The organism is Kitasatospora sp. NPDC094016, assembly GCF_040304045.1.
Lineage (GTDB): Bacteria > Actinomycetota > Actinomycetes > Streptomycetales > Streptomycetaceae > Kitasatospora.
On record NZ_JBEOUK010000046.1, the window covers coordinates 21,755 to 44,900 of the forward strand.

24 protein-coding genes and 1 other RNA gene are annotated in these 23,146 nt (G+C 74.9%); 11 read left to right on the top strand and 14 right to left on the bottom strand.

Annotated features, from left to right (window positions below; genetic code table 11):
* Positions 1–47: 47 nt before the first annotated feature.
* Both ABT015_RS30995 and ABT015_RS31000 read right to left on the bottom strand, forming a co-directional pair.
* Positions 48–2,045, bottom strand: a complete 1,998-nt coding sequence (locus ABT015_RS30995; protein ID WP_350885030.1) for an alpha/beta hydrolase family protein — start codon at positions 2,043–2,045, stop codon at positions 48–50.
* Positions 2,042–5,242: a class III lanthionine synthetase LanKC N-terminal domain-containing protein gene (locus tag ABT015_RS31000; protein ID WP_350885032.1), complete on the bottom strand. Its 3,201-nt coding sequence runs from the start codon at positions 5,240–5,242 to the stop codon at positions 2,042–2,044. The genes ABT015_RS30995 and ABT015_RS31000 overlap by 4 nt, the downstream gene beginning before the upstream one ends.
* A 613-nt stretch (positions 5,243–5,855) precedes the next feature.
* Here ABT015_RS31000 and ABT015_RS31005 point away from each other — a divergent pair.
* From ABT015_RS31005 to ABT015_RS31015, 3 genes are read left to right on the top strand one after another with little or no spacing between them, the layout of a single operon-like run.
* Positions 5,856–6,692, top strand: a complete 837-nt coding sequence (locus ABT015_RS31005; RefSeq protein WP_350885034.1) for a Nif3-like dinuclear metal center hexameric protein — start codon at positions 5,856–5,858, stop codon at positions 6,690–6,692.
* A gap of 23 nt (positions 6,693–6,715) precedes the next feature.
* Positions 6,716–7,459, top strand: coding sequence for a zinc ribbon domain-containing protein (locus ABT015_RS31010; protein WP_350885036.1), 744 nt, complete (start codon positions 6,716–6,718; stop codon positions 7,457–7,459).
* 4 nt (positions 7,460–7,463) lie between these two features.
* Complete coding sequence (locus tag ABT015_RS31015; protein WP_350885038.1) at positions 7,464–8,600, top strand: bifunctional RNase H/acid phosphatase; 1,137 nt, start codon at positions 7,464–7,466, stop codon at positions 8,598–8,600.
* 39 nt (positions 8,601–8,639) lie between these two features.
* On the opposite strand, the gene yaaA is transcribed toward ABT015_RS31015, so the two are convergent.
* Together yaaA and ABT015_RS31025 are read right to left on the bottom strand one after the other, a co-directional pair.
* Entirely contained in the window at positions 8,640–9,425 is a 786-nt protein-coding gene (yaaA, locus tag ABT015_RS31020; protein WP_350885040.1) for a peroxide stress protein YaaA, read from the bottom strand.
* 85 nt (positions 9,426–9,510) lie between these two features.
* Entirely contained in the window at positions 9,511–9,951 is a 441-nt protein-coding gene (locus tag ABT015_RS31025) for a DUF3995 domain-containing protein (protein ID WP_350885042.1), read from the bottom strand.
* 165 nt (positions 9,952–10,116) lie between these two features.
* On the opposite strand from ABT015_RS31025, the gene ABT015_RS31030 reads away from it, so the two are divergent.
* From ABT015_RS31030 to rnpB, 5 genes are all read left to right on the top strand, one after another.
* Positions 10,117–10,497, top strand: coding sequence for a hypothetical protein (locus ABT015_RS31030; RefSeq protein ID WP_350885044.1), 381 nt, complete (start codon positions 10,117–10,119; stop codon positions 10,495–10,497).
* Positions 10,494–10,865: a type II toxin-antitoxin system death-on-curing family toxin gene (locus tag ABT015_RS31035; RefSeq protein WP_350885046.1), complete on the top strand. Its 372-nt coding sequence runs from the start codon at positions 10,494–10,496 to the stop codon at positions 10,863–10,865. The genes ABT015_RS31030 and ABT015_RS31035 overlap by 4 nt, the downstream gene beginning before the upstream one ends.
* A 120-nt stretch (positions 10,866–10,985) precedes the next feature.
* On the top strand, positions 10,986–12,443 hold the full coding sequence (locus ABT015_RS31040; protein WP_350885049.1) for an RNB domain-containing ribonuclease: 1,458 nt from the start codon (positions 10,986–10,988) through the stop codon (positions 12,441–12,443).
* Between the two features lie 102 nt (positions 12,444–12,545).
* Positions 12,546–14,033 carry an MFS transporter gene (locus tag ABT015_RS31045; RefSeq protein WP_350885051.1) on the top strand — a complete coding sequence of 496 codons (1,488 nt, stop codon included), beginning with the start codon at positions 12,546–12,548 and terminating at the stop codon, positions 14,031–14,033.
* Positions 14,034–14,046: 13 nt separating this feature from the next.
* Positions 14,047–14,443, top strand: an RNA gene (rnpB, locus tag ABT015_RS31050) — RNase P RNA component class A.
* A 166-nt stretch (positions 14,444–14,609) separates the two neighbouring features.
* Here the strand turns inward: rnpB and ABT015_RS31055 are convergent.
* The 5 genes from ABT015_RS31055 to ABT015_RS31075 all read right to left on the bottom strand — a co-directional run bounded on the left by ABT015_RS31055 (position 14,610) and on the right by ABT015_RS31075 (position 17,231).
* Positions 14,610–15,461, bottom strand: a complete 852-nt coding sequence (locus ABT015_RS31055; protein WP_350885053.1) for a helix-turn-helix domain-containing protein — start codon at positions 15,459–15,461, stop codon at positions 14,610–14,612.
* A gap of 4 nt (positions 15,462–15,465) precedes the next feature.
* On the bottom strand, positions 15,466–15,966 hold the full coding sequence (locus tag ABT015_RS31060; RefSeq protein ID WP_350885055.1) for a DUF6879 family protein: 501 nt from the start codon (positions 15,964–15,966) through the stop codon (positions 15,466–15,468).
* The gene (locus ABT015_RS31065; RefSeq protein WP_350885057.1) at positions 15,935–16,213 is read right to left on the bottom strand and encodes a hypothetical protein; all 279 of its coding nucleotides are present in this window, start codon (positions 16,211–16,213) and stop codon (positions 15,935–15,937) included. The genes ABT015_RS31060 and ABT015_RS31065 overlap by 32 nt, the downstream gene beginning before the upstream one ends.
* Before the next feature lie 261 nt (positions 16,214–16,474).
* Positions 16,475–16,732 (bottom strand): metallothionein, encoded by a 258-nt coding sequence (locus tag ABT015_RS31070; RefSeq protein ID WP_350885059.1) that lies wholly within the window; start codon positions 16,730–16,732, stop codon positions 16,475–16,477.
* 100 nt (positions 16,733–16,832) lie between these two features.
* A complete protein-coding gene (locus ABT015_RS31075; RefSeq protein ID WP_350885061.1) occupies positions 16,833–17,231 on the bottom strand; it encodes an ACT domain-containing protein in 399 nt (132 codons plus the stop codon).
* Between the two features lie 187 nt (positions 17,232–17,418).
* Between ABT015_RS31075 and ABT015_RS31080 the strand changes: the two genes are divergently transcribed.
* Positions 17,419–18,075, top strand: a complete 657-nt coding sequence (locus ABT015_RS31080) for a PadR family transcriptional regulator (RefSeq protein ID WP_350885063.1) — start codon at positions 17,419–17,421, stop codon at positions 18,073–18,075.
* Positions 18,076–18,115: 40 nt separating this feature from the next.
* Here ABT015_RS31080 and ABT015_RS31085 read toward each other — a convergent pair whose 3' ends face one another.
* Positions 18,116–18,313, bottom strand: a complete 198-nt coding sequence (locus tag ABT015_RS31085; RefSeq protein ID WP_350885114.1) for a hypothetical protein — start codon at positions 18,311–18,313, stop codon at positions 18,116–18,118.
* A gap of 52 nt (positions 18,314–18,365) precedes the next feature.
* Positions 18,366–18,596, bottom strand: a complete 231-nt coding sequence (locus ABT015_RS31090; protein WP_350885065.1) for a DUF8847 domain-containing protein — start codon at positions 18,594–18,596, stop codon at positions 18,366–18,368.
* A 415-nt stretch (positions 18,597–19,011) separates the two neighbouring features.
* Between ABT015_RS31090 and ABT015_RS31095 the strand changes: the two genes are divergently transcribed.
* Complete coding sequence (locus ABT015_RS31095) at positions 19,012–19,713, top strand: bifunctional DNA primase/polymerase (RefSeq protein ID WP_350885067.1); 702 nt, start codon at positions 19,012–19,014, stop codon at positions 19,711–19,713.
* An 18-nt stretch (positions 19,714–19,731) separates the two neighbouring features.
* Here ABT015_RS31095 and map read toward each other — a convergent pair whose 3' ends face one another.
* A complete protein-coding gene (gene map / locus ABT015_RS31100; protein WP_063347361.1) occupies positions 19,732–20,577 on the bottom strand; it encodes a type I methionyl aminopeptidase in 846 nt (281 codons plus the stop codon).
* 104 nt (positions 20,578–20,681) lie between these two features.
* Here map and ABT015_RS31105 point away from each other — a divergent pair, with 104 nt between their 5' ends.
* The gene (locus ABT015_RS31105) at positions 20,682–20,915 is read left to right on the top strand and encodes a hypothetical protein (RefSeq protein ID WP_063347360.1); all 234 of its coding nucleotides are present in this window, start codon (positions 20,682–20,684) and stop codon (positions 20,913–20,915) included.
* 75 nt (positions 20,916–20,990) lie between these two features.
* On the opposite strand, the gene ABT015_RS31110 is transcribed toward ABT015_RS31105, so the two are convergent.
* Together ABT015_RS31110 and ABT015_RS31115 are read right to left on the bottom strand one after the other, a co-directional pair.
* Positions 20,991–22,358, bottom strand: a complete 1,368-nt coding sequence (locus tag ABT015_RS31110) for an MFS transporter (RefSeq protein ID WP_350885070.1) — start codon at positions 22,356–22,358, stop codon at positions 20,991–20,993.
* 137 nt (positions 22,359–22,495) lie between these two features.
* On the bottom strand, positions 22,496–23,101 hold the full coding sequence (locus ABT015_RS31115) for a hypothetical protein (protein WP_350885072.1): 606 nt from the start codon (positions 23,099–23,101) through the stop codon (positions 22,496–22,498).
* Positions 23,102–23,146 lie beyond the last annotated feature (45 nt).

A 23,146-nucleotide genomic window follows, 5' to 3' on the forward strand; every position in this document is an offset into this window, starting at 1 on the left:
GTCCTGACGGGTCGAGGTGTCGGTGTGGCGAGGCGCCGGGGCTCCGGTCAGCCCGGTCGGCCGGTCCGCAGGAACGCGGCCAGCAGCTCGTGCAGCACGGCCGCGCCCTCCTCGGCGAGCACCTCGTGGCCCGATCCGGCCGCCTCGACGTACCGGAAGTCCGCGCCCTCGACCCGGCCGATCCGCAGCAACTCGTGCCGCAGCGAACGGGACTGGCTCACCGGCACGACCTCGTCCCGGTTGCCGTGCACCACCAGCAGCGGGGCGCTCAGCCGGTGCGCCAGCTGGAGGACGTCGCGCGGGCCGCGGGCGTCGGTGACCGGTTCGTCGCCGGCCAGCCGGGTGGTCAACGCCCGTACGGGGGGCGCCGCTTCGGCCAGCAGTCGGGCGCCGGACAGGAACGGCGCGACCACCGCGCAGCGGGACACCTGCTCGGCCGGCGCGTGCGCGGCCGCCAGCAGCGCCAGGAACGCGCCGTAGCTGACCCCGAACAGGGCCGGCGGCTCCAGTCCGAGTGCCGCGCGCTGGCCGGCGATGCCGTCCAGCAGGTACAGCACGTCGTCCAGGTCGGGCCCGCCCCAGGCGCCCCGGATGGCCATCGCGTGCGCCACCCCGTAGCCGGTGGAGCCGCGCTGGTTCGGCGCGATCACGGCCAGGCCCTCGGCGGCCATCCGCTGAAGGGCCGGGTCGAACTCCAGCCGCCAGGCGTCCGCCGGGCCCCCGTGCAGCGCCAGCACCAGGTGCGGGCTGCTCAGCCAGGTGTCCCCGCCGTACACCACGGCCTCCAACGGCCCGGCCGGGCCGGCGAGTTCGAGGCTCTGCGCGGGCTGCCAGCGGCCGCCGTCCCCGGGTGCGGTGCTGCCGTCCACCCGCCAACCCGGCGGCGGGGTGCGGGAGGTGCGCGGACCGCCGGGCTGCCAGGGCGGCACGGTGTCCCGCCACGGGCCGGGCAGGCCGGAGCCCAACGGTGCCAGTTGCAGCGGCAGCGGCATCGGCATCGGGCCTGACCCGGCCTTCGCCGGGCCGTGCGCCAGCAGCGCGTCCACGTCCAGGGCGGCCAGCGCCGCCGGGTGGTCGGGCGAGGAGTACGGGAGCCGCAGCGCCGCCCCGCCCCAGTGCCCGACCGCGCCGAGCCGGCCGGGCGGCACCGGCAGCTGGTCCAGCCGCCCGGCGGCGGCCCGCCACAGGGCGAGCGCGGAGCCGGCGCCGTGGTCGACCTGCACCGCCACCTGCGGGCCGTCCGCCGTCCGCCGCAGCGCGACCGGCCGCAGGAACATGCCCGCGACGTGCAGGCACTCCGGGAACCGCAGCGGTTCGCCGCCGCCCAGCACGCCCCAGCCGAGCCGGTCGGTGCCCGGCGCGTCGCTGCGCACCATCGCGAACCGGCTGTCCGGGTCGAACAGCACCAGTCGGTCGTTGCTGCGCTCGCCGATCTCCAGCAGCGGGGTGGTCGTGCCGCTGCGCAGGTCCAGCACCACGGTGCGGACGAGCCCCGCGTTCACCCGGTCCAGCGCCAGCAGCGCCCCGGCGTGGTCCAGCCAGGCGCCGCCGCCGTGCAACCCCGGGATCTCGGCGACCCGTTCGGGCTCGCTGCCGTCCGTCCGCAGCAGCCAGGCGGTGGTCGCCGGGCGGGTGTCCGTCCCGAGGGCGAGCGCCACCGGCGTCCGCGGACCGGCGCCGTGGTGCGTCGGGATCGGCAGCAGCCGCAGCCCGGGCATCCGGATCGTGGCCATCTGCTGTTCCACGGCGCCGTTCTCTCCGTACGAGAGGCGGACCAGGTCGTGCCGCTCGCCGTCGTGCCGGCAGACCAGCACCGAGCCGTCCGGCAGCGCGACCAGCTGCGAACGCAGGCTCTCCGACCGGTTGCCGGGCAGCGGCAACGCCAGCGGAGTGGCCGGCCCGCCGTCCGACGGCAGCCGCCAACTCTCCACGTACCAGCCGCCGTCGGCGGCCGAGGCGAGGCAGGCGGCGTGACCGCCGTCGGCGGCGAAGGTGAAGCTCAGCCGGCGCAGCGCCTGCGCGACGGTCCGGGTGGCCACGTTCATGCCCCGCTCACCCCGCTGCCCGCGCCCCGGAGCCGGCGCACGGCGGGCGGCACCGGATCCACCCAGAGCCGGGGGCCGCCGTGCCGGAGCCGCAGCAGGAAGGCCAGCGCGCCCGCCGCGCCGGTGCCGTAGCCGGCCGCGCAGCCCGTCCCGGTCTCGTCCGGCAGCACCAGCAGGCCGCCCCGCAGCGCCGACCGGGCGGCGATCAGCTGCGCCAACTCCTCCGCGCTGGAACGGAATTCTGGCTCGTCGGCGACTTCGGCGAGGTCGAGCAGGTACTCGCCGTCGCCGGCCAGGCCGTGGCAGGCGCTCACCCCGCCGTGCCAGCGCCCGGCCAGTACGGCCCGCCCGGCGGCCAGCGCCAGCCCGTGCGCGGTGGCGTCGCCGGTGGCCCGCCAGAGTCGCAGCAGGAAGGTGCCCACGCCGGACGAGCCGCTGCACCAGTGCGACAGCCGGACGCGGTCCGGATCGCCCGCACTCTGCGGCCACCAGGCGCTCTCGCGCGGCGCGTCCCAGCGGACGGTCGTGGCGAGCGTGTGCCCGGCCTCGACGGCGCCGGCGAGCAGTGCGCGGTCGCCGGTCGCCTCGGCGGCGGCCAGCAGGAAGGCGCCCACACCGGCCACGCCGTGCGCGAAGCCGAGATGGGTGATCCCGGCGAGCGCCGAGTCGAAGTCCGCCGGCACCGGCCACACCGTCCCGTACGGCTCGCGCCGGGCGGCGGCGAGCAGGGCGTGGCCGCAGTGGGCGGCGCGGTCGGGGAAGTCCGGGTCGCCGACGGCTTCGGCGGTGAAGTCTTCTGCGGCAAAGCGGAGTTGGGTGAACCCGGAGCCGGCCGCGCCGTGGCAGACGTCGGGGTTGGGCCACTCGACGGGGATCCGCCGGGCGAGCGCGGCGGCCCGAGCGGCCAGCCCGTCGTCGCCCAGCGCCCGGGCGGCGTCCAACAGCGCCCAGGCCGTCCCCGACCGTCCGAAGTGCAGCCCGGGCAGCACCACCGGCTCGGCGGCCAGGCGCCGCTCGATCCACCCGGCGGCCGTCCGCGCCGTGCGCGCGGCCTCCGCGCGGACCCCGCCCGGCAGGCCCTCCGCCGCCACCGCCCGCGCCAGCACCGCCAGTACCCCGGCGGCGCCGTGCTGCACGTTGCACGGATCCGTCCGCTCCCCGGCGGGCACGACCGGCCACAGCCGGTCCCGCCGCAGCGGCGTGGCCGTGGCGGCCAGCTGCCGCAGGCCGTCGCACAGCACCCGGTCGAGGAGGCCGGCCGACGCGCGGCGGGCGGCGTCCGCCGCGGCGCCGTCGGGTCGGACGGCAGCCCGGAGGCCGTCGGCCGGGGCGGTCGCGGCGGTCGCGGAACGGTCGTCGTGGGCGTCGCCGGAGTGCTCGGCGGGCGTGGCCCAGTGGCCCGCAGCGCGCCGCGGCGGAGCCGCGGCGGCCCGCATGGCACCGGCCCTGGCGGGCGCGGTACTGCCGTCTCCGGCTCGCTGTGGGGGCGCGGTGGCGGCGGCACCGGTCGCGCGGGCGGCCTGCGGGCCGTCGGGGTGCCCGGTGTGCGCGGTTCGCCGGTTCGGCGCCTGCCACAGGGGGGTGACGGCGGCGGTGGTCTCCTGGTCGTGCGCGGCGCCGGGGGCCTCGCCCGGGCGTGTGTCACCGCCGCGCCGGGCGCCCGCAGTGGCCCCGCCCGCGAGTTCCGCCCTGACCCGGGCGAGGCTCCAGCGTTGCCCCGGCTGCTCGGCCCGCAGGCCGAGGACGGCGGGGGCGAGGCGGCGGGCGGTGGTGCCGGTGCGGGCGGCGAGGGTGAGCCAGCGGCCGAGGCGCTCGGCGACCGGGCGGGCCCGGGGGAGGTCGTCCGGCAGCAGCGGGTCGTGGCCGGTGGCGAGGAGGAAGAGCAGGCCGCCGAGGGCGTACAGGTCGACGGCCGGGTCGGCGACGCAGGTGCCGTCGTGGACGAGGCCGAGCCGGCCGGGCCCCTGTTCGGGGGCGCGGTAGCCGGGGGTGCCGGCGGAGCCGGCGGGGCGGCCGGTTTCGGCGGCGAGTTCGAGGTCGACGAGCCGGAGGCGGCCGTCGGGGCGGACCATCACGTTGCCGGGGGAGAGGTCGCGCAGGACGAGCCCCTGGGCGTGCACCCGCTCGACGAGGTCGAGGAGGGCGTGCGCGACCGGTTCGGCGTCGGCCCAGTCGACGTCGGGGCTGCCGTCGCGCCGCAGCCGGGCGGCGACCCACGCGCCGAGCGGCTGTCCGGCGATTCGTTCCTGCACGAGGAAGAGGGAGTCGTCCCGTTCGATCAGTTCGATCGGGTGCGGCGCCAGGCCCTGCCCGTCCAGCCGGGTGAGCAGGGCGGCCTCGTGCCGCAGGGCGTCGCGGGCGTCGGTGCCGGCCCGGTCGATCTCGATGTGCGCGCGGGCCTGCTTGACCACGACCTCGGCGCCGCTCGCGGCCTCCCGGCCGAGGAAGACCCCGCCCTTGGTGCTGTGCCGTACGGCGGCGGTGATCGCGTACCGCTCGGCGAGCAGCACGCCCGTGCCGCGCTTCGCCCCCGGCCGGGCCGCACCGGTCGCCAGCGGGTCCCTGGCCCAGGACGGCGCCCGGTAGGAGGCGCCGCGCACGTCCTCGGCCCGTTCGCCGTCCGGCCCGTGCAGGACGGAGCGGTACTCCCCGTCGTGGCCGAGCTCGGCGCGGGCCGCGAAGGCGCCGTACCGGTAGTGGACCAGGCTGCCGGGCCGGTAGGGGCGGTCGGAGAGCACGACGGGTCCGGGCAGTCCGGCGGTGGCCCGGTCGAGTCCGGCGGCCAGCCGCCGGAACTGGGCGTCGTCGGCCGGGTAGACGGTGATGAACTTGCCCGCCGAACCCCGATCGCTGTTACGGGAGTTGAGCTCGCGCAGCCGCTGCTCCCCGGCGGCGAACTTGAACGGGCACGGGTCGTCGGCCAGAGCCCGTACGACGGCGGCGAGCACCGCTTCGCCCGCCGCCGAGGCCGCGCTGACGTGGAGCTTCCAGCCCTGCTCCGGGAGTGGAGGCGACGCGGGCGGCCTGGCCGTGCACCAGAAGCCCCCGGCGGTGACCTCCCAGTCGCCGCCGCCTCCCCGGCCGCCGGCGTCCGCCAGCGCCGCCCGCGTCGTCTCCGGCCACGGTCCGGCCGCATCCGGCCCGTGGCCCGCCGATTCCCCGCCCCCGGCCGTACGCAGCGATGTGCCCGCCGCCATCCGCCACCACATCCCTTCGTCTCGTCCGCCGCTCGCGGTGCCCACTGCTCCGGCACCCGGGCGTGCGGCCCGGCCTGATCGGTTTCCTCGGAAGGAGCGGGAGTGCCGCCCCTGAACAGGAGCGCCGCCCCGGTGCGGCGCACCGCCCTGGTACGGCGGCGCCGCGCCTGGGGCAGGTGCCCCGGCCGCGCCCGCCCCGGGCCCGGTCTCGCCAGGGCCCGTGTCCGGCGGAGCGCCTTCCCGACCCCCGGTCGGGGCAACTGTCGGGGCAACTCCCGTTCGCAGGACTGAAGTTACTTTCGAGGCGGGAGTGGCTCAACGCAGAGCCGGTCACTTCACTCTTAAGGGTGATCAGGAGGCGGTTTCGAATTCGTGCGAGGGCTCCCGTGTGAGCAGTGGGCGCCGGGCGCGCGGGCGCGTGCGACCGGCGCCGGCCCCTCCCGGGCGCCCCCGCCGCAGGTTGACGCGCGCCCGTACGCCATCGGCACCCGTGTCCGAACCCCGCCGCCGCCTCGCCGCCGCCGCATCCTCGTTGCACCGGCCGCCCCGCCGCCGCCCGGGTCGCCGAACGGCCGAGGCCCGACCGCCCCCGCGCGCACGGTAGTCTCGACAGGTGCCGAAACTGTCCGACGTCATCACCGCGCTCGAAGAGGTCTACCCGCCGCAGTGGGCGGAGGCCTGGGACGCCGTCGGCCTGGTCTGCGGAGACCCTCAGGCCGAGGTCGGCCGCGTGCTGTTCGCCGTCGACCCCGTGCAGGCGGTCGTCGACGAGGCCGTCGAGTGGGGCGCCGACCTGGTGGTCACCCACCACCCCCTCTACCTGCGCGGCACCACCAGCGTCGCCGCGACCACCTTCAAGGGCCGGGTCGTACACACGCTGATCAGCAACGGCATCGCCCTGCACGTCGCGCACACCAACGCCGACCACGCCGACCCCGGCGTCTCGGACGCGCTCGCCGAGGCCGTCGGCCTGAGGGTGACCGGCCCGCTGGTGCCGGACCCGACCGACCCGCTGGGCCGCCGCGGCACCGGCCGGATCGGCCTGCTGGAGCCCCCGCTGCCCCTGTCGGCCTTCGCCGCGCAGGTGGCCGAGGGCCTGCCGGCCACCGCCACGGGCGTCCGGGTCTCCGGCGACCCGGACCGGCTGGTGAGCCGGGTCGCGGTGTGCGGCGGCTCGGGCGACAGCTTCTTCGCCGAGGTGCGGGCGGCCGGGGTGGACGCCTACCTCACCGCCGACCTGCGCCACCACCCCGCGTCCGAGGCCGCCGAGGCGGCGCCGGTCGCCCTGGTCGACGCCGCGCACTGGGCCACCGAGTGGCCCTGGCTCGCCCTGGCCGAGCGGGCCCTGCACGCCGCCGCCGACCAGCGCGGCTGGGCCGTGGAGACCAAGGTCTCCCACCGGGTCACCGACCCGTGGACCGCGCACGCCCCCATGTCCTTCACCGCCTGACCCGATTCACAGGAGCCTTCCCCTTGAACGCCGCGCCCGCCGACCAGATCCGCCTGCTCGACCTCCAGGCCTTCGACTCGAAGCTCGACCAGCTGGCCCACCGGCGTCGGAGCCTGCCCGAGCACGCCGAGATCGAGAAGGCCTCCGCCGACCACACCGCGCTCAAGGACCTGGTGGTCGCCGCCGAGGCCCAGCAGGGCGACACCACGCGCGAGCTGACCAAGGCCGAGCAGGACGTGGAGCAGGTCCGCACCCGGTCCGCCCGCAACCAGCAGCGCCTGGACTCCGGCGCGATCACCTCGCCGAAGGACCTGGAGAACCTCCAGCACGAGATCGGCTCGCTGGCCAAGCGCCAGGGCGACCTGGAGGAGATCGTGCTGGAGGTCATGGAGAAGCTGGAGAGCGCCCAGACCCGGGTCACCGAGCTGACCGCGCGCCTCCAGCACTCCACCGTCGTCCTCACCGAGGCCGAGACCCGCCGGGACGCCGCCTTCGCCGAGATCGACGCCGAGGCCGACAAGGTCAAGCGGGACCGCGAGACCGTCGCCGCCGTCATCCCCGCCGACCTGCTGAAGGTCTACACCAAGCTGCGCCAGACGCAGGGCGGCGTCGGCGCGGCCCGCCTCTACCAGCGCCGCTGCGAGGGCTGCCGCACCGAGTTCTCCATCACCGAGTTCAACGCCATCAAGGCCGAGCCGGCCGACAAGGTGGTCCGCTGCGAGAACTGCTCGCGGATCCTGGTCCGCACCGCCGATTCGGGCGCCTGACCCGGTGGCGGCTCGCTTCATCGTCGAGGCGGACGGCGGGTCCCGGGGCAACCCGGGGCCGGCCGGCTACGGCGCGGTGGTCCGGGACGGCGACACCGGGCAGATCATCGCCGAGGCCGCCGAGTTCATCGGCCACGCCACCAACAACGTGGCCGAGTACAGGGGCCTGATCGCCGGCCTCAAGGCGGCCCGGGAGCTCGACCCGGACGCCTCGGTGGACGTCCGGATGGACTCCAAGCTGGTCGTCGAGCAGATGTCCGGGCGATGGAAGATCAAGCACCCCGACATGCAGCCGCTCGCCGCCGAGGCCCGCACGATCCTCCCGCGCGCCCGGGTGACGTACACCTGGATCCCGCGCGAGCGGAACAAGGACGCCGACCGGCTCGCCAACGAGGCGATGGACGCGGGCAAGGCCGGCCGCCAGTGGGAGCCCCGGCCGCGGGCCGCCGCGGTGGTGGACGAGCCGCCGCTGGAGACCGCCGCCCCCAAGGTCGGCTGGGCCGCCCCCGCCGACCTCGGCACCCCGACCACCTTCGTCCTGCTCCGTCACGGCGAGACCGCGCTGACCCCGCAGAAGCGCTTCTCCGGCAGCGGCGGCAGCGACCCGGAACTGTCCGACAAGGGCCGCTGGCAGGCCGCGCGGGCCGCCGAGGAACTGGCCGCCCGCGGCAGCATCCAGGCCGTGGTGGCCTCGCCGATGCGCCGCACCCGGGAGACCGCCGAGATCGTCGCCGCCCGGCTCGGCCTGGAGGTCCGGTACGAGGACGGGCTGCGCGAGGTCGACTTCGGCGCCTGGGAGGGCCTGACCTTCGCCGAGGTGCAGGAGCGCCACCCGGAGGACCTGGCGGCCTGGCTCGGCTCGGCGAAGGCCAAGCCCACCGGCAGCACGGAGAGCTTCACCACGCTCACCCACCGGGCCGGCGTCGCCCGGGACAAGATCATCGCCCGGCACCCCGGCAAGACCGTGCTGGTGGTCTCCCACGTCAGCCCGATCAAGACGCTGGTCCGGCTGGCGCTCGGCGCCCCGCCGGACGCGCTGTACCGGATGGAGCTGTCCGCCGCCTCGTTCTGCGCCGTCCAGTACTACGCGGACGGCAACGCCTCGGTGCGGCTGCTCAACGACACCTCGCACCTGCGCTGAACGCCCGGCTCCGGGGGGTGCCCCCCTCCCGGAGCCGGCTCAGTGCACCTCGGTGACCACCACGTCCAGCTGCCACGGCTTGCGCGCCGTGCCCTCGGCGGCGAGCTCCACCCGGTGCCCCAGGCCCCGCAGCGCGTCCAGCAGCTCGCCCGGCGTCTTCGGCTCGACCCCCGCGACCAGCAGGTCCCGCACCAGGCGCCCCTTGGTCGCCTTGTTGAAGTGGCTGACGACCGTGCGCTTGCCGTTGCGCTCCTGGAGCACCCGGACGGTCGCCGTCCGGGCGGCCACCTCGCCGACCGGCTTCCACGCCGCCGCGTACGCCGAACTGCGCAGGTCCAGCACCAGCCCGTCCGCCACCTCCGGCAGCACCGACGCCATCGCGCCCCGCCAGTACGCGCCGAGCGCCCCCGGGCCGGGCAGTTTCACGCCCATCGAGCAGCGGTAGGGCGGGATCCGGTCGGAGATCCGCACGGCGCCCCACAGGCCCGAGAAGACCAGCAGCGACCGCTCGGCCCGGCCGTACGCGGCCGCGTCCAGCGTGGCCAGACCCAGGTTGTCGAACAGCACCCCGGTGTACACCTCGCCCGCCGGCCGGGCACCCGCCGCCGGCAGCCCGGCGTTGCGGGCGATCTCGCCCCGCAGCCCGGGGCTGAGCCCCAGCACCTCCGCGGCGGTGTCCTCGTCACCCCGGCAGAGACCGACCAGCGCGTCCAGCACCTCGCCGCGCGCGGCCGTCAGCCCGGGCAGCGACAGCCGGTCGAGCGCCACCGGCACCCCGTCCCTGGACGCGGCCTTGCCCTCCGAAGGCGGCAACAGCACCAGCACAGCGGACTCCTCAACACTCTGTGGCGGATGAACCCCGCCACCCTACGCAAAACCGGCCCGCCCCGGGCGGCCCGTCCGGCCCCGGCTACCCGGCGCCACCGGCCCCCGCGACCACGGCCGCCCCGGCCCCCAGCGCCAGGCAGAGCGGCGAGTAGTACCGGGTGTCCAGCCGCTTGAACCGCTCCGACCGCTCGACGACCCTCCCGAACAGCACCAGGCCGCCGACGCCGCGCGCCAGCATCACCCCGGCCACCGCCCGCACCCCGGCCCGCCGCAGCCGCCGCGGCCCCACCGCCGGCAGCACCCCGGCCTCCGCCCCCACCAGGTACGCGGCCGTCCCGAGCAGCCCCGCCACCCTGACGCAGGCCGCCGCGGACGGCACCCCGTCGCCCGCGCCGACCACGGTGTCCGCGAACTCCTCCGGCGTCCGCAGCGGCCAGGGCGTCACCGCCCACACCACGTGCAGCGCCCCCGTCGCCGCCAACACCCCCGACACCGCAGCCCCGGTCGCCTTCACCACACCCATCGCCCGAACCCCCTCCGTGAACGACAACTCGCCCCCACCCTACGAGCGCTCACACCCGGGCCCCACCCCGCCCGTGCCCCCGCCCGTGCCCCCGCCCGGGAACGGAAATCCGCTGGGGCCGCCCGGCGTTCGCCACTACGGTGAGCAGCGAGGAGAGTGAACGAGATGACCCTGCGACCCCTGGACCTGGTGCCCGGCGACGACGACGCCGTGGAGGAGTCCCTGTCCGTGCGCCTGCCCGCCGGCCTGCCGGCGGAGACCCGGCAGGCCCTGGAGTTCGCGGTGCGGGCCGCCGCCGAGGCCGTGATGGCCGGGCGGGTGCGGGTGACCGAGGCCCCGGCCGGGTCGGACACCGCCGAGCTGGCCTTCGAGGTCCGCCAGTCCGAGGTGCCGGACGCGCTCACCGAGCAGTCGCAGGAGCCCGGCCCACAGAGGTCCGACCAGCAGGAGCCCGGCCGGCAGAGCAGGTCCGAGCGCCGGGCCGCCATGGTGGCCCGGATCCGCGCCGCCAACGCGGAGACGCTGGAGAGGCTCAAGGACCTGTGACCGAGTACCTGGACCTGGAGGACGTCACCTACCTGGCCGGCGGCCCGGAGAACATCCGGGACCTCGGCGGCCTGCTCTCGGCGATCGCCCGCCCGCAGGCGAGCCTGTTCGGCGGGGACGCCTACCCGGACCCGTGGACCAAGGCCGCCGCCCTCGGCCAGAGCCTGGCCCGCAACCACCCGCTGATCGACCGGAACAAGCGCACCGCCTTCGAGGCGATGCTGCTGTTCCTGGACTACAACGGCGAGCCGTACACCGACCCGCACCCGGACGACGCGGTCGCCTTCATGCTCCGGCTGGCCACCGGCGGCTACGACGACGCCGTCGTGCTCGCGGGCAAGGACCTGAAGTCGCTGCTGGGGCGCTGAGCCCGGCAGCACCGGCAGCACCGGCAGCACCGGCAGTCCGGTGGCACCGGCGGCCCGGCGTCCGGCGCGTCCGGCGGGGTGGTCCGTCCGGAATCACCCGATTCGCCCTACGCTGCCTGCATGCCTCGCCGAAAACTGCGCGTCAAGGCCGCCGACTCCGCCCGGATCAACACCGAACTGACCGAACTCCGCGCCCGCCTGGAGATCCACACCGAGTGGCCGGAGCCGGTGCTGGCCGAGGCGGAGGAGGCGGCCGAGCGCCCCCGGCTGCCCGAGGAGGACGCCACCGACCTGCCGCTGTTCACCGTCGACCCGCCCGGCTCGCGCGACCTCGACCAGGCCATGCACCTGCTCCACCGCCCCGGCGGCGGCTACCGGGTGTACTACGCCATCGCGGACGTCGCCGCCTTCGTCCGCCCGGGCGGCGCCATCGACGCCGAGGCCCGCCGCCGGGTCGAGACCCTGTACTTCCCGGACCACCGCGTCCCGCTGCACCCCACCCGGATCTCCGAGGACGCCGCCAGCCTGCTGCCCGGCGAGCCCCGGCCCGCCCTGCTCTGGCAGCTGGACCTGGACGCCGACGGCGCCGTGGTGCTCGCCGACCTGCGCCGCGCCCTGGTCCGCTCGCACCGCCGCCTCGACTACGCGGCCGTCCAGCGCGCGGTGGACCTCGGCGGCGCCGACGAACAGCTCGCCCTGCTCGCCACCGTCGGCCGGCTGCGCGAGGAGCGGGAGCGCGCGCGGGGCGGGATCAGCCTCCCGGTGCCCGAGCAGGAGGTCGAGGAGACCCTGCACGGCTACGTCCTCGGCTACCGCGCGCCCGGCCCCGCCGACGGCTGGAACGCGCAGATCTCCCTGCTCACCGGCATGGCCGCGGCCGACCTGATGCTCGACGCGGGCGTCGGCCTGCTGCGCACCCTGCCCGCCGCGCCCGCCGCCGCGTACGAGCGGCTGCGCCGGATCGCCGCCGCGCTGGACGTGGACTGGCCGCAGACGCTCCCGTACCCGGAGCTGATCCGCTCGCTGGACCCGGACGCGCCGATGGACGCCGCCTTCCTCAACGCGTGCACCGGCCTGCTGCGCGGCGCCGGCTACCACGCCTTCGACGAGTCCCGGGGCCTGCCCGCCCCGGCCGACCCGGGCCACGCCGCGCTCGCCGCGCCGTACGCGCACTGCACCGCGCCGCTGCGCCGGCTCGGCGACCGCTTCGCGCAGGAGGTGTGCGCGGCGGTGGCGGCGGGGGAGGAGGTGCCGGACTGGGCGCGCGAGGCGCTGCCCGCCGTGCCGGGCCTGATGGCGAGCGGGGACCGCCGCGCGGCCGAGGTCGAACGGGCCTGCGTGGACCTGGTGGAGGCGGAGCTGCTGGCAGGCCGGGAGGGCGAGGACTTCACCGCGGTGGTGATCGACGTGGACGAGCGGCGGCCCGCGGCCGGCACCGTGCAACTGCGCCGGCCCGCCGTCCGGGCCCGCTGCGACGGCGCCGATCCCGGGGCGGTGCTGCCGCTCGGCGGGCTGATCCGGGTCCGGCTGACGCAGGCCGACCCGGTCACCCGCACCGTCCGCTTCGCCGCCGTCTGACCCCCCGGGCTTCCACGCGCCCCCGGCGCTCCCCCCGGCGCCGCCACCCGGACGGTCCGTCACACGGCCCCCGAGCACCGCCCAGGTGGGAGGATCGGTCCCGTGCCCGAAGCCCAGCCCTCCGGCGCCCCGGGGCGCCGCCGCCGACTGCTCGTCCTGGCGATCTGCTGCCTGAGCCTGTTCATCGTCGGTCTGGACAACACCGTGGTGAACATCGCCCTGCCGGCGATCCAGCGGGACCTGGACGCCCCGGCGTCCGGGCTGCAGTGGATCATCGACGCCTACACCCTGGTCCTGGCCTCGCTGCTGATGCTGTTCGGCTCGGTGGCCGACCGCTTCGGCCGCCGCCGGGTGTTCCAGACCGGGCTGCTGTGCTTCGCGCTCGGCTCGCTGCTGTGCAGTCTGGCGCCGAGCCTGGAGTGGCTGGTGGCGTTCCGGGCGTTGCAGGCGGTCGGCGGTTCGATGCTGAACCCGGTGGCGATGTCGATCATCACCAACACCTTCACCGACCCGAAGGAGCGGGCCCGGGCGATCGGCGTCTGGGGCGGCGTGGTCGGCATCTCGATGGCGCTCGGCCCGCTGCTGGGCGGCTTCCTGGTGGAGGGCGCGGGCTGGCCGTCGATCTTCCTGATCAACGTTCCGGTCGCCGTGGTCGCGATGCTCCTGACCGCCCGTTACGTCCCGGAGTCCCGCTCGCCCCGGCCGCGCCGGCTGGACCCGGTCGGGCAGCTGCTGATGATCGTCCTGCTGGGCTGCGGCACCGCGGCCATCATCGAAGGCCCGGGCAGCGGCTGGACGTCCCCGCTGATCCTCGCCCTGGCGGCGGTCGCCGTGGTCGCGCTGGTCGCCTTCCCGCTGTGGGAGCGGAGGGTGGCCGAACCGCTGGTGGACCCGCGGTTCTTCGCCAGCGCGCCGTTCACCGGCGCCACCGTCACCGCGGTCTGCGCCTTCTCGGCCCTGGGCGGCTTCCTCTTCCTCAACACGCTCTACCTGCAGAACGTCCGGCACTACGACCCGTTCGAGGCGGGCCTGTGGACGCTGCCGATGGCCGCGATGATGCTGGTCTGCGCGCCGCTGTCCGGCCGGATCGTCGCCAGCGGGGGCCCGCGCGGGCCACTGGTCGCGGCCGGGCTGGGCCTGGTCGCGAGCGGGCTGCTGCTGACCAGGCTGGCCGCCGACTCCCCGGCGGCGCTGCTGCTGGCGGCGTACGCGCTGTTCGGCTTCGGCTTCGGCATGGTCAACGCGCCGATCACCAACGCGGCCGTCTCCGGCATGCCGCGCGCCCAGGCGGGGGTGGCCGCGGCGGTCGCCTCGACGAGCCGCCAGATCGGCCAGTCGCTGGGGGTGGCGGTGATCGGCACGGTCGTCACCTCGGCCGTGGTCGGCCCGGTGGCGACGGGCTTCGCCCCGGCCAGCCACGCCGGCTGGTGGATCCTGGTGGGCCTGGGCGGCGCGATCCTCCTCCTCGGCCTGGCCACCACCACCCCGTGGGCGACCGCGACCGCCGTCCGGGTGGCCGCCCGCCTCGGCGGCGAGCCGCCCGCGGTCCGCTCCGGTGTACGGGAGGCCCCACCCGAGCGGCTACGATGACCACTACGGCGGAAGAGCCGGCCGGGCGGTCGCGACGGGTCCCTGACCCGCCGAGGAACGTCCGGGCTCCACAGAGCAGGGTGGTGGGTAACGCCCACCCGGGGTGACCCGCGGGACAGTGCCACAGAAAACAGACCGCCCACCGCTTCGGCGGCGGGTAAGGGTGAAACGGTGGTGTAAGAGACCACCAGCGACCGGGGTGACTCGGCCGGCTCGGTAAACCCCACCTGGAGCAAGGTCAAGATCGGTGCCCTCGGGCGCCGTGCGCGGATGACCGAGGGCTGCTCGCCCGAGTCCGCGGGTAGACCGCACGAGGCTGTCGGCAACGGCAGCCCTAGATGGATGGCCGCCTCCCCGGGCCGCGCGAGCACCCCGGGAGACAGAACCCGGCGTACAGGCCGACTCTTCCGTCGCCGACCTGAGGGAAGGCCCCCTGACCTGCGAAACCGCAGCTCAGGGGGCCTTCACCTTTGAACCACCCCGGGTTGTCAATCCAGGGTGGTTCTGCCCGTTCGGGGCCGTTTCTCGGCGCTCTGTGGCGATGGTGTGGCGGCGCCGTCGGCTGATCACCGCTCCTCAGGTCCCTTGAAGACGGCCACGGGCCGCTTCGATCTCGCTCCGGGCCGCAGCGCCGAACACGGCTTGGTCCCGCAGAGCGGCGAACACGCGGACGAAGTACGAGATGTTCTCGGGCCTGGCCGTCTGGAACGCCCCCGACCAGAACTCCTGCTTGAGCAAGCTCTCATCGAACAGGTAGAAGCCCTCACCGGGGTAGAGCGACCGTGGCCGACCTTGCGGGATGATCCCGATGGACACGTACGGGAGTCTGGACACCTCCAGGAGGTGGTCAAGTTGCCCGTTCATCACCTCAGCACCGCCCGTATTGTTAGTTAGCGCTGAGGCTTCCAGGAGGAACGAGAATATCGGTGCCCCGGTACCGAGGAACCGTTTCCGGACCATGCGGTTCTGTGCCGCTTCCTCGACGTCATCCGACGGCAGGCCGTGCAGCTTGGCATGGATGGTGAACTGCGCCTTGGCGTAGTCGACCGTCTGTAGGAAGCCGGGGACGAACAGTGACTCGTACACCCGGAGCAGCTTGGTCTTCGCGTACAAGTCCATGGCTTGGAACTGGAGACGCTTCATCCCCGGTCGGTGCCACCGCTTGTAGTCGGTCCACATCTGCTCGATCTCACGACTCATCGCGGTGAGCTCGGGGGTCTGTCCCTCGACGGCACAGGCCGTTGCCCATCTTCGGATGTCTTCCTCGGTGGGGATCTGCGTCCCGTGCTCGATCTTCGACACCTTGGTCTTGTGCCAACCGCAGCGCTGCGCGAGTTCGACACCCGAGAGATGGGCATCCCGGCGGAGTTCCTTGAGCTGAGTCCCGAAAGCGCGCCTTGCGGACTCGGATGGTTCCTGGTCGGACATGTCGCTACGGCTTGTACTCACCATTGGGGACGCCGAGCGACCAAGCCCGCTCGAACGCTTCGCTGCAGGACCGGATCACGTCCGGATCGGTTGAGAGCTGGATGTCGGTCTGTTGGTTGTCTCCTCCGATGAGGTTGAAGACCACCAGGTCATCCCGGATGAGACAGTCGTTCCCCGGCAACGGCAGGGCCGATACGAGACGGCGGGGAAGCCACCGAAGACGTTCCGTGGGGTCGGCCAGCTCGACCGCCATCCGCTGGTAGTCCGAGAGGGGTTCGGAGACGACTCGCACACGCCGGTACGGGAAGCCGGCAGTGGCCTTCCCGGTCAGGAACGCCCGATGCCCGCGCATCGTCTCCTCGACCGTCCCACGGTCGCCCGAGCGCCATGCCTCGAACAACGGTCGGTCCACCTCATAGAAGTCCCGTAGCTCAAGCTTTCGGACCTCTTGGGCGGGCTCACCGAACAGCAGCTCAATTCGGCGTGCCGCCGAGATCAATTCCATAGCGCTCCCTGACGTACTTCCGAACGAACACATCCATGGTCCGCCCGGACATCTCCCCGAACGTCTCGTCGTCGGCAAGGGCGACGAGCTGATCCCGAACCTTCGGCCCGCGCTTCTTGAGTTGCACGATCCATGAGTCACGGTCGGTCTCATAGAACGTCTCGCACTCGACGCCACCCTGAGAGTTGGGGTCCGTGCAGAAGAACGTAGCGGTCAAGTCATCGCCATCGCTGCTGTGTTGCGGCATGTTGCTCCCCCATCGCGGAGCGGTCCGGGGGCGTGCTGGACGTGCGCTCGGCGGGTACCCGCGACTGGCACGTGGGCAAGCCCGCACACTCGCTGATGATCGAGGCCGCTTCCGCCTTCGGCTACGACCTGACCGGCCACCAGGGCCGGTTCCTGGACGAGGGGCTGCTCAGGGGGCCTTCGTCGTGGGGCCGCCCCCGTCGCGCGAGCACTCCGGGAGGAAGAGCCGGGGGTGCGGGCCGGCTGTTTCGCCCGCCCGCCGTTACGCGGGGCGGGCGCCGACGGCGTCGCGGATCTGGTCGCCGAGGCCGCCGTTGACGCGGGCGCAGTTGGCGCAGCAGAAGAAGCGGCCGGCCACTTCGACGCCGTGGCCGACGATGCGGACCTGGCACTGCTCGCAGCGCGGCGCGAGCTTCTCCATCGCGCACTCGAAGCTGTCGAAGGTGTAGGTGTCGCCGGTGATGGTCCTGATCTCGAAGGCGAGCCAGTAGTCGTTGCCGCAGGTGACGCAGGTGGCCATGGCGGCCGTCTCCTTCCGGTGGGGGCCGGTCGGCCGGGGTGGCCGGGCAGCCGTTCCCAGTGTCGGAGGGCCGTGCGGGGGCGGCCACTCGGCGGCGTCGTCAGGCGGGCCGGGCGGCCAGTTCCTCCAGGGCCCGGACGGCGCGGTCGGCGTCGTCGGCGGTGACGAACAGGTGGTCGTGGTGGAAGCCGGCGACCACGTTGCAGCTGATCCCCTCCTCGGCGAGGCGCCCGGCGACGGCCGCGGTGAGGCCGACGGCTTCCAGGGCGGAGTGGATCTGCAGGGTGATCCAGGCGGCCACGTACTCGTAGCGCAGCCCGAGCGCGTCGGCCTCCTCCTGGGCGACGACGACCGTGACCCCTTCGGGTTCGGCGACGGTCACCACCGGCCGCATGCCCGCGGGCACCTTGGCGGGCAGCGTGCAGTAGACGTACCGCCCCGGATTGAGCAGCGGGCGCATCCCGTGCAGCAGCTTCGCGAGGTCTCTTTCACCGGCCATGCCCGTCACCGTAGCGGGCGGACGGGGTCTGGGCGGCGGGGTGGGGTGCCGATGCGCCGTTCGTGTCGGAATCCGTTGACGAGCGACAGTCGCCGATATATCGTCGAGCTATCGAGACAGTAACTCGACTGGCTCGGTGAACGAGGAGGTGAGCGCCATGCGCTCAGGAAACCGAGGAAATCCGGGAATGCGGTTCAGCGGCGAGGGTCCGCGCGGTGGCTGGCGCCGCGGGCCGGGGCCGGACTTCGAAGGCCGGGAGTTCGAGGGCCGGGAGGCCTTCGGCGGCTTCGGCCCGCCGCCGTTCGGCGGTGGTGGCCCCGGGCGGCCGATGGGCGGTCCGTTCGGGCACGGCTTCGGCGGGCACGGCGGGCGCCGCGGCGGTCCGCACGGGCGGCGCGGCGGCCGGGCGCGGCGCGGGGACGTCAGGGCCTCGCTGCTGGCGCTGCTCAAGGAGCGGCCGATGCACGGCTACGAGATGATCGCCGAGATCTCCGAGCGGACGGGTGGGGCCTGGCGGCCGAGCCCGGGCTCGATCTACCCCAACCTCCAACTGCTGGAGGAGGAGGGCCTGATCACCGCGGAGGAGGTCGGCGGCAAGCGGCTGGTGTCGCTCACCGAGGCGGGCCGGGCCGAGGCCGAGGCGGGGCCCGCCGAGCCGTGGGCGGAGGCCGGCCGGGAGGTCGACTGGGAGGCCGTCCAGGAGGTCGGCCAGGCGCTGGCCGCGGTCGACCAGGCGATCCGCCAGGTGATGGCGACGGGCACCGAGGCGCAGCGCGCCAAGGGCCTGGTGGTGCTCACCGAGGCGCGCAAGAAGCTGTACCTGATCCTCGCCGAGGAGGACTGACCGCCGTGGGGGGCTGGGCACGGGCGGTGCGGCTGTTCAGTCAGGGGTGGACCGTGAACAGGGCCACGCAGGCGAGCAGCAGCACCGCCCAGCCGAACCAGAGCCAGCCGTCGGGGCCGATCACCACGGTGTAGACGCACACCGCCACCAGCAGCGCCCCGGTGACACCGGCGACCTGCCGGTTATGGTGCGCGACCGCCTGGGGGCGGCTGCGGGGGTGCCGTGCCGTTCTCGCCATGCCGTCCTCCCGGGGAGGCTGGGGGCGGCGGCCGGTGCGGTCGGCGCGGCCGTCAGCCGGACGCGCGGGCGGTGGCCGCCTCGTCGAACTCGTAGCGCCAGTGCCAGCTGATGCCCCGCACCTGCTTGGACCGGACGTACACCAGTGTGCGCGCGGGGGAGGCGCCGTGCGCGGGGACCGGCACCTTGTAGGTCTTGGGCACGCCGAACATCGGCCCCAGCGGGATGGGGAGGATGCGGCCGTCCAGGGGGCCGCCGACGAATTCGGTGTCCGCGCTCTTCACCCCACCAGGGTCTCACCTCCGTACGGGTGACCGGCGCACACGCCGGGGAGCCCTCCGGCCGGGCGCGGGGAGTGTGACCGGAGAGGCACCGCCCCCGGTCATCCGGAGGCCCCGCGCACCCTTATCCTTCCTGTTACGCCCCCGGGGTTCACCCGGGTCAGCGGGCCCCGTACGGGCCGGGCGGGGCGCGGATCCGCGCGCCCTCCGGCCGACCTGGCGCGGACAGCGTGCTGCCGCGACTGCGTACCGTGACCCGGGCGTCGGCCCTCCGGTGACCCCGGTTCCCGGTCGGCAGGGCGTGGACAGCAGGGCCGAGCACCGCCCCGGGAAGCAGCGGGGGGCGCTGTGCGTTGCGTCGGAGTGGTACGTCGAACGCTGTGCCGCACCAGGTACGGCAGTGCGCGGAAGGGGCCCGATGGAAGCCGGCGGCAGGTGGACGACCTGGTGGCAGAAGCGTGAGCGTCAGCGGGCCCGGTCGGGTGAGGCGGACGGCCCCGCCGCCCGGCTCGATCAGCTGCTCGGCGCGGTGCGCGCCGGGTTCCCGCTAGCGCCGGCCGCGCATCCGGCCGGCTACCGCTGTTCCTGTGACCGGGTGGCCTGTCCGGCTCCCGCCCAGCACCCGGTCTCCTTCGCCTGGCAGACCCAGGCCACGACCGATCCCGAGCAGCTGGCCCGCTGGCTCGCCCGCGATCCGCAGACCAACTTCATCACCGCCACCGGCCGCGCCCACGACGTCCTGGACGTCCCGGTCGAGGCCGGCCGGCTGGCCCTGGAGCGGCTGACCGAGCGGGGCGTCGAGGGCCCGGTCGCCGCCGTCGGCGAGGACCGCTACCTGTTCTTCACCGCCACCAGGGGCACCCCGCAGGACGAGGACGAGTGGTGGCCGAGCGTCCTCGACTCCACCCCGGACACCATGTCCGAGCACCCCGGCCTGCGCTGGCACTGCCGCGGCTCGTACACCCTGCTGCCGCCGGCCGCGCTGCCGGACGGCTCGCAGGTGCGGTGGCTGCGCGGGCCCGAGCTGCCGCTGCCGGACCCGCTGCGCGTCCTGGACGTGCTCACCGACGCCTGCACCGAGGTGGGCGCCGTCGCCGAGGAGCAGTGGCTCATCGGCTGAACCGGCGCCCGGCCGGGGTCACGGCAGGGTGAGGACCTCCGCGCCGTCCGCCGTGACCACCAGGGTGTGCTCGAACTGGGCGGTGCGCTTGCGGTCCTTGGTGACGACCGTCCAGCCGTCCGGCCAGATCTCGTAGTCGTAGGTGCCGAGGGTGAGCATCGGCTCGATGGTGAAGGTCATCCCCGGCTTGATCACCTCGGTGGCCCGCTCGCTGTCGTAGTGCGGGATGATCAGGCCGGAGTGGAACGACGTGTTGATGCCGTGCCCGGTGAAGTCCCGCACCACGCCGTAGTCGAAGCGCTTGGCGTAGGACTCGATGACCCGCCCGATCACGTTGATCTGACGGCCGGGCTTGACGGCCTTGATCGCCCGGTTGAGGGATTCGCGGGTCCGCTCGACCAGCAGCCGGGACTCCTCGTCGACGTCGCCGACCAGGTAGGTGGCGTTGAGGTCGCCGTGCACCCCGTGGATGTACGCGGTGGCGTCGATGTTGACGATGTCGCCGTCCTGGAGCACGGTCGAGTCCGGGATGCCGTGGCAGATCACCTCGTTGATCGAGGTGCAGACCGACTTGGGGAAGCCGCGGTAGCCGAGGTCGGACGGGTACGCGTCGTGGTCGCACATGTAGGTGTGGGCGACGGCGTCCAGCGCGTCGGTGGTGACGCCGGGGGCGATCAGCTTGGCGGCCTCCGCCATCGCCTGGGCGGCGATCCGGCTCGCGATCCGCATCTTCTCGATCGTCTCGGCGGTCTGCACCTCGGGCCCGGTGTACGGCGTCGGGGCGGGCCGCCCGACGTACTCGGGGCGCGCGATGTGCGCCGGGACCTTGCGGGTGGGGGACTGGATGCCGGGTACGAGAGCCATGGCCGCGAGTCTATCGGCCGCCCCCGGCGCGCCCGGGCGGTGTGCGTGGCGGCCCCGGCCGGGGAATGATCGGTACGACCCCATCGCATCGACGGGAGGGCACCATGCCCCTGGGATTCCACCGCAAGCCGACCGGCAAGCCCGGCGAGTGGTTCTACTGCATCAAGCACGGCAAGGTCGAGGAGGGGCCGGAGTGCCCCGCCAAGGACCGCCTCGGCCCGTACGACAGCCCGGAGGAGGCCGCACACGCCCTGCAACTCGCCGACGAGCGCAACCGGGAGTGGCGGCAGGGGGACGAGCGCTGGAACGACACGCCGAAGGACGGCGGCGGCGAGTAGCGGCCGGGGCGGCGCCCGGCGGCCGGCTTCCGCCGTCAAGCCGTCGCCGTCCAAGCCGCCGCCGGCCGGCCGCCGTCAGTCCGTCGCCGGGGCGGCCTCCCGTTCGCGCCGCTGCTCCCGTTCGCGCTCCGCGCGCTCGTGCCCGGCGCGGACGGCGGCGGTGTGCGGGTCGGTGCGGTCGTCGTAGGCGAGCAGCTTGGGCAGCGCGGCGGCCACCGCGAGGACGGCGGCGACGCAGATCAGGCCGCCGCTCCAGACCGCGGCGCGGACGCCGACCAGCCCGGCCATGGTGCCGGCCCGGACCTGGCCGAGCTGCGGGCCGACGGAGTAGCTGAGCAGTTCGACGCCGGCCATCCGGCCGCGCACCTCGTCCGGGATGGACTGGTTCCACATGGTCGAGCGGGCCAGCCCGCTGATCTCGTCGGCGCCGCCGGCCAGCGCCAGGCCGAGCAGCACCAGCCAGATGCTCCCGGACAGGCCGGCCAGGGCCATGGCCGCGCCCCAGCCCACGGCGGCGACCACCAGCAGCCGGCCGTGCCGGTGGATCCGGGACGTCCAGCCGCTGGTCGCCCCGACCAGCAGGGCACCGGCCGCGGAGGCCGCGTACATCGGGCCGAGCGCCCAGTCCGCGCCCAACTCGGAGGCCAGGAAGGGGAAGACGGCCACCGGGAAGGCGAACAGCATCGCGCAGAGGTCGATCGTGTAGGTGCCGAGCAGGTCCTTGCGGCTCCACGCGTACCGGACGCCGGTGAGCACCGCCCGCACCGACGGCCGCTCGGCGCCGGTGGCCGGCGGCACCGCCCGGATCCGGACGAGCAGCAGCAGCGAGGCGGCGAAGGTGAGCACGTCCAGCGCGTACGCCGTCCCCACCCCGGAGAACGCCACCACGACGCCGGCCAGCGCCGGACCGGCCACCGAAGCGGCGTTGCGGTACAGGGAGTTGAGCGCGAACGCGGCGGTCAGGTGCTGGTGCGGGACGATCCGCGGGGTGAGCGAGTCCAGGGCCGGGCGCTGCAACCCGTCGCAGGCCGCGACCAGCGCGGCGACCAGGTAGATCGGCCAGAGCAGCGGGGACGGCAGCAGCGCGTTGAGCAGCAGCAGGCCGGCGAGCAGACCCAGCCCGGCCTCGGCCCGCAGCACCAGCTTCCGGCGGTCCAGGGCGTCGGCGAGGGCGCCGCCCCACAGGCCGAAGACGATCAGCGGGACGAGTTCGAAGGCGCCGATCAGGCCGACCGCGAAGGAGGAGCCGGTCAGCTCCTTGATCTGCATCGGCACGGCGACGTAGGTCAGGTAGCTGCCGAAGCTGGTGACGCAGCCGGAGAGCCAGAGGAAGCGGAAGTCGCGGGAGGCGCGCCAGGGCGAGAGGTCGGGCGCGAGCGAGCGCACCAGCGTGCGCAGCCGTCCGGAGGTGCCGGGGGGATGCGGGGGTTCGTCGTCGTTCACGAACCAGCATCCTCGAACGCGGGCCGCCGGGTTCGCAAAGGGTTTTTCAGCCCGACACACGGCTGTCACGGTCGGCGTCCGGCCGTCGCGGTCGGACCGGGGCGGGCTGGGGCGGGCTGGGGCGGGTCGGGCCCGGGCTACCAGCGGCTGATCGCGGGCGGTGCGGTCAGCCGGCCGGCGAGTTCGGCGAGCCGGTCCAGCGCGGTGCGGCGGGCCGGAGGCCGCCCGGCGGCGGCGCTGACCAGGTGCTGGGCGAGGTCGAAGGGCTCCTCGTCGGCGGTGCCGACCGCGAGCCGCTCGTGCGCGAGCCCGCCGAGGTCACCCGGCTCGGCGGGGGCGGCGCCGTCCAGCGCGAGCACGGTCGCGCCGTGCCGGCGGGCGTCCCGCACCCGTTCCAGCAGCGGCGCGCCGGCCGCCTCCGGCGCCACCACCAGGACGGTGGCGCCGCGCCCGGCCGCGGTGAGCCGACCCAGGCCGTGCGCGAGGTGCGCCGGGGCGCCGGCCGGCGGAGCGTGCCGCAGCAGGGTGGGCGCCAGTCGGGGGACGGCCGACCAGGCGGCCTCGTCGGCCAGGTGCGCGGCCAGATGCCAGGGCTCGTACGCCTCGGTGCCGATCAGCAGCAGTTCGCCGGCCCCGCGCCGCGACACCGAGCGCCGCAGCGATCCGGCGAAGCCGCCGACCGCCTCCAGCCAGCCGGTGCCCGCCAGGTGCTGCCGGAGTGCCGAAACTCTCACCGTGTCCATGCGGCCCAGAATGTCGCGTCCGGCCGGGGGTTTGACAGGATCGGC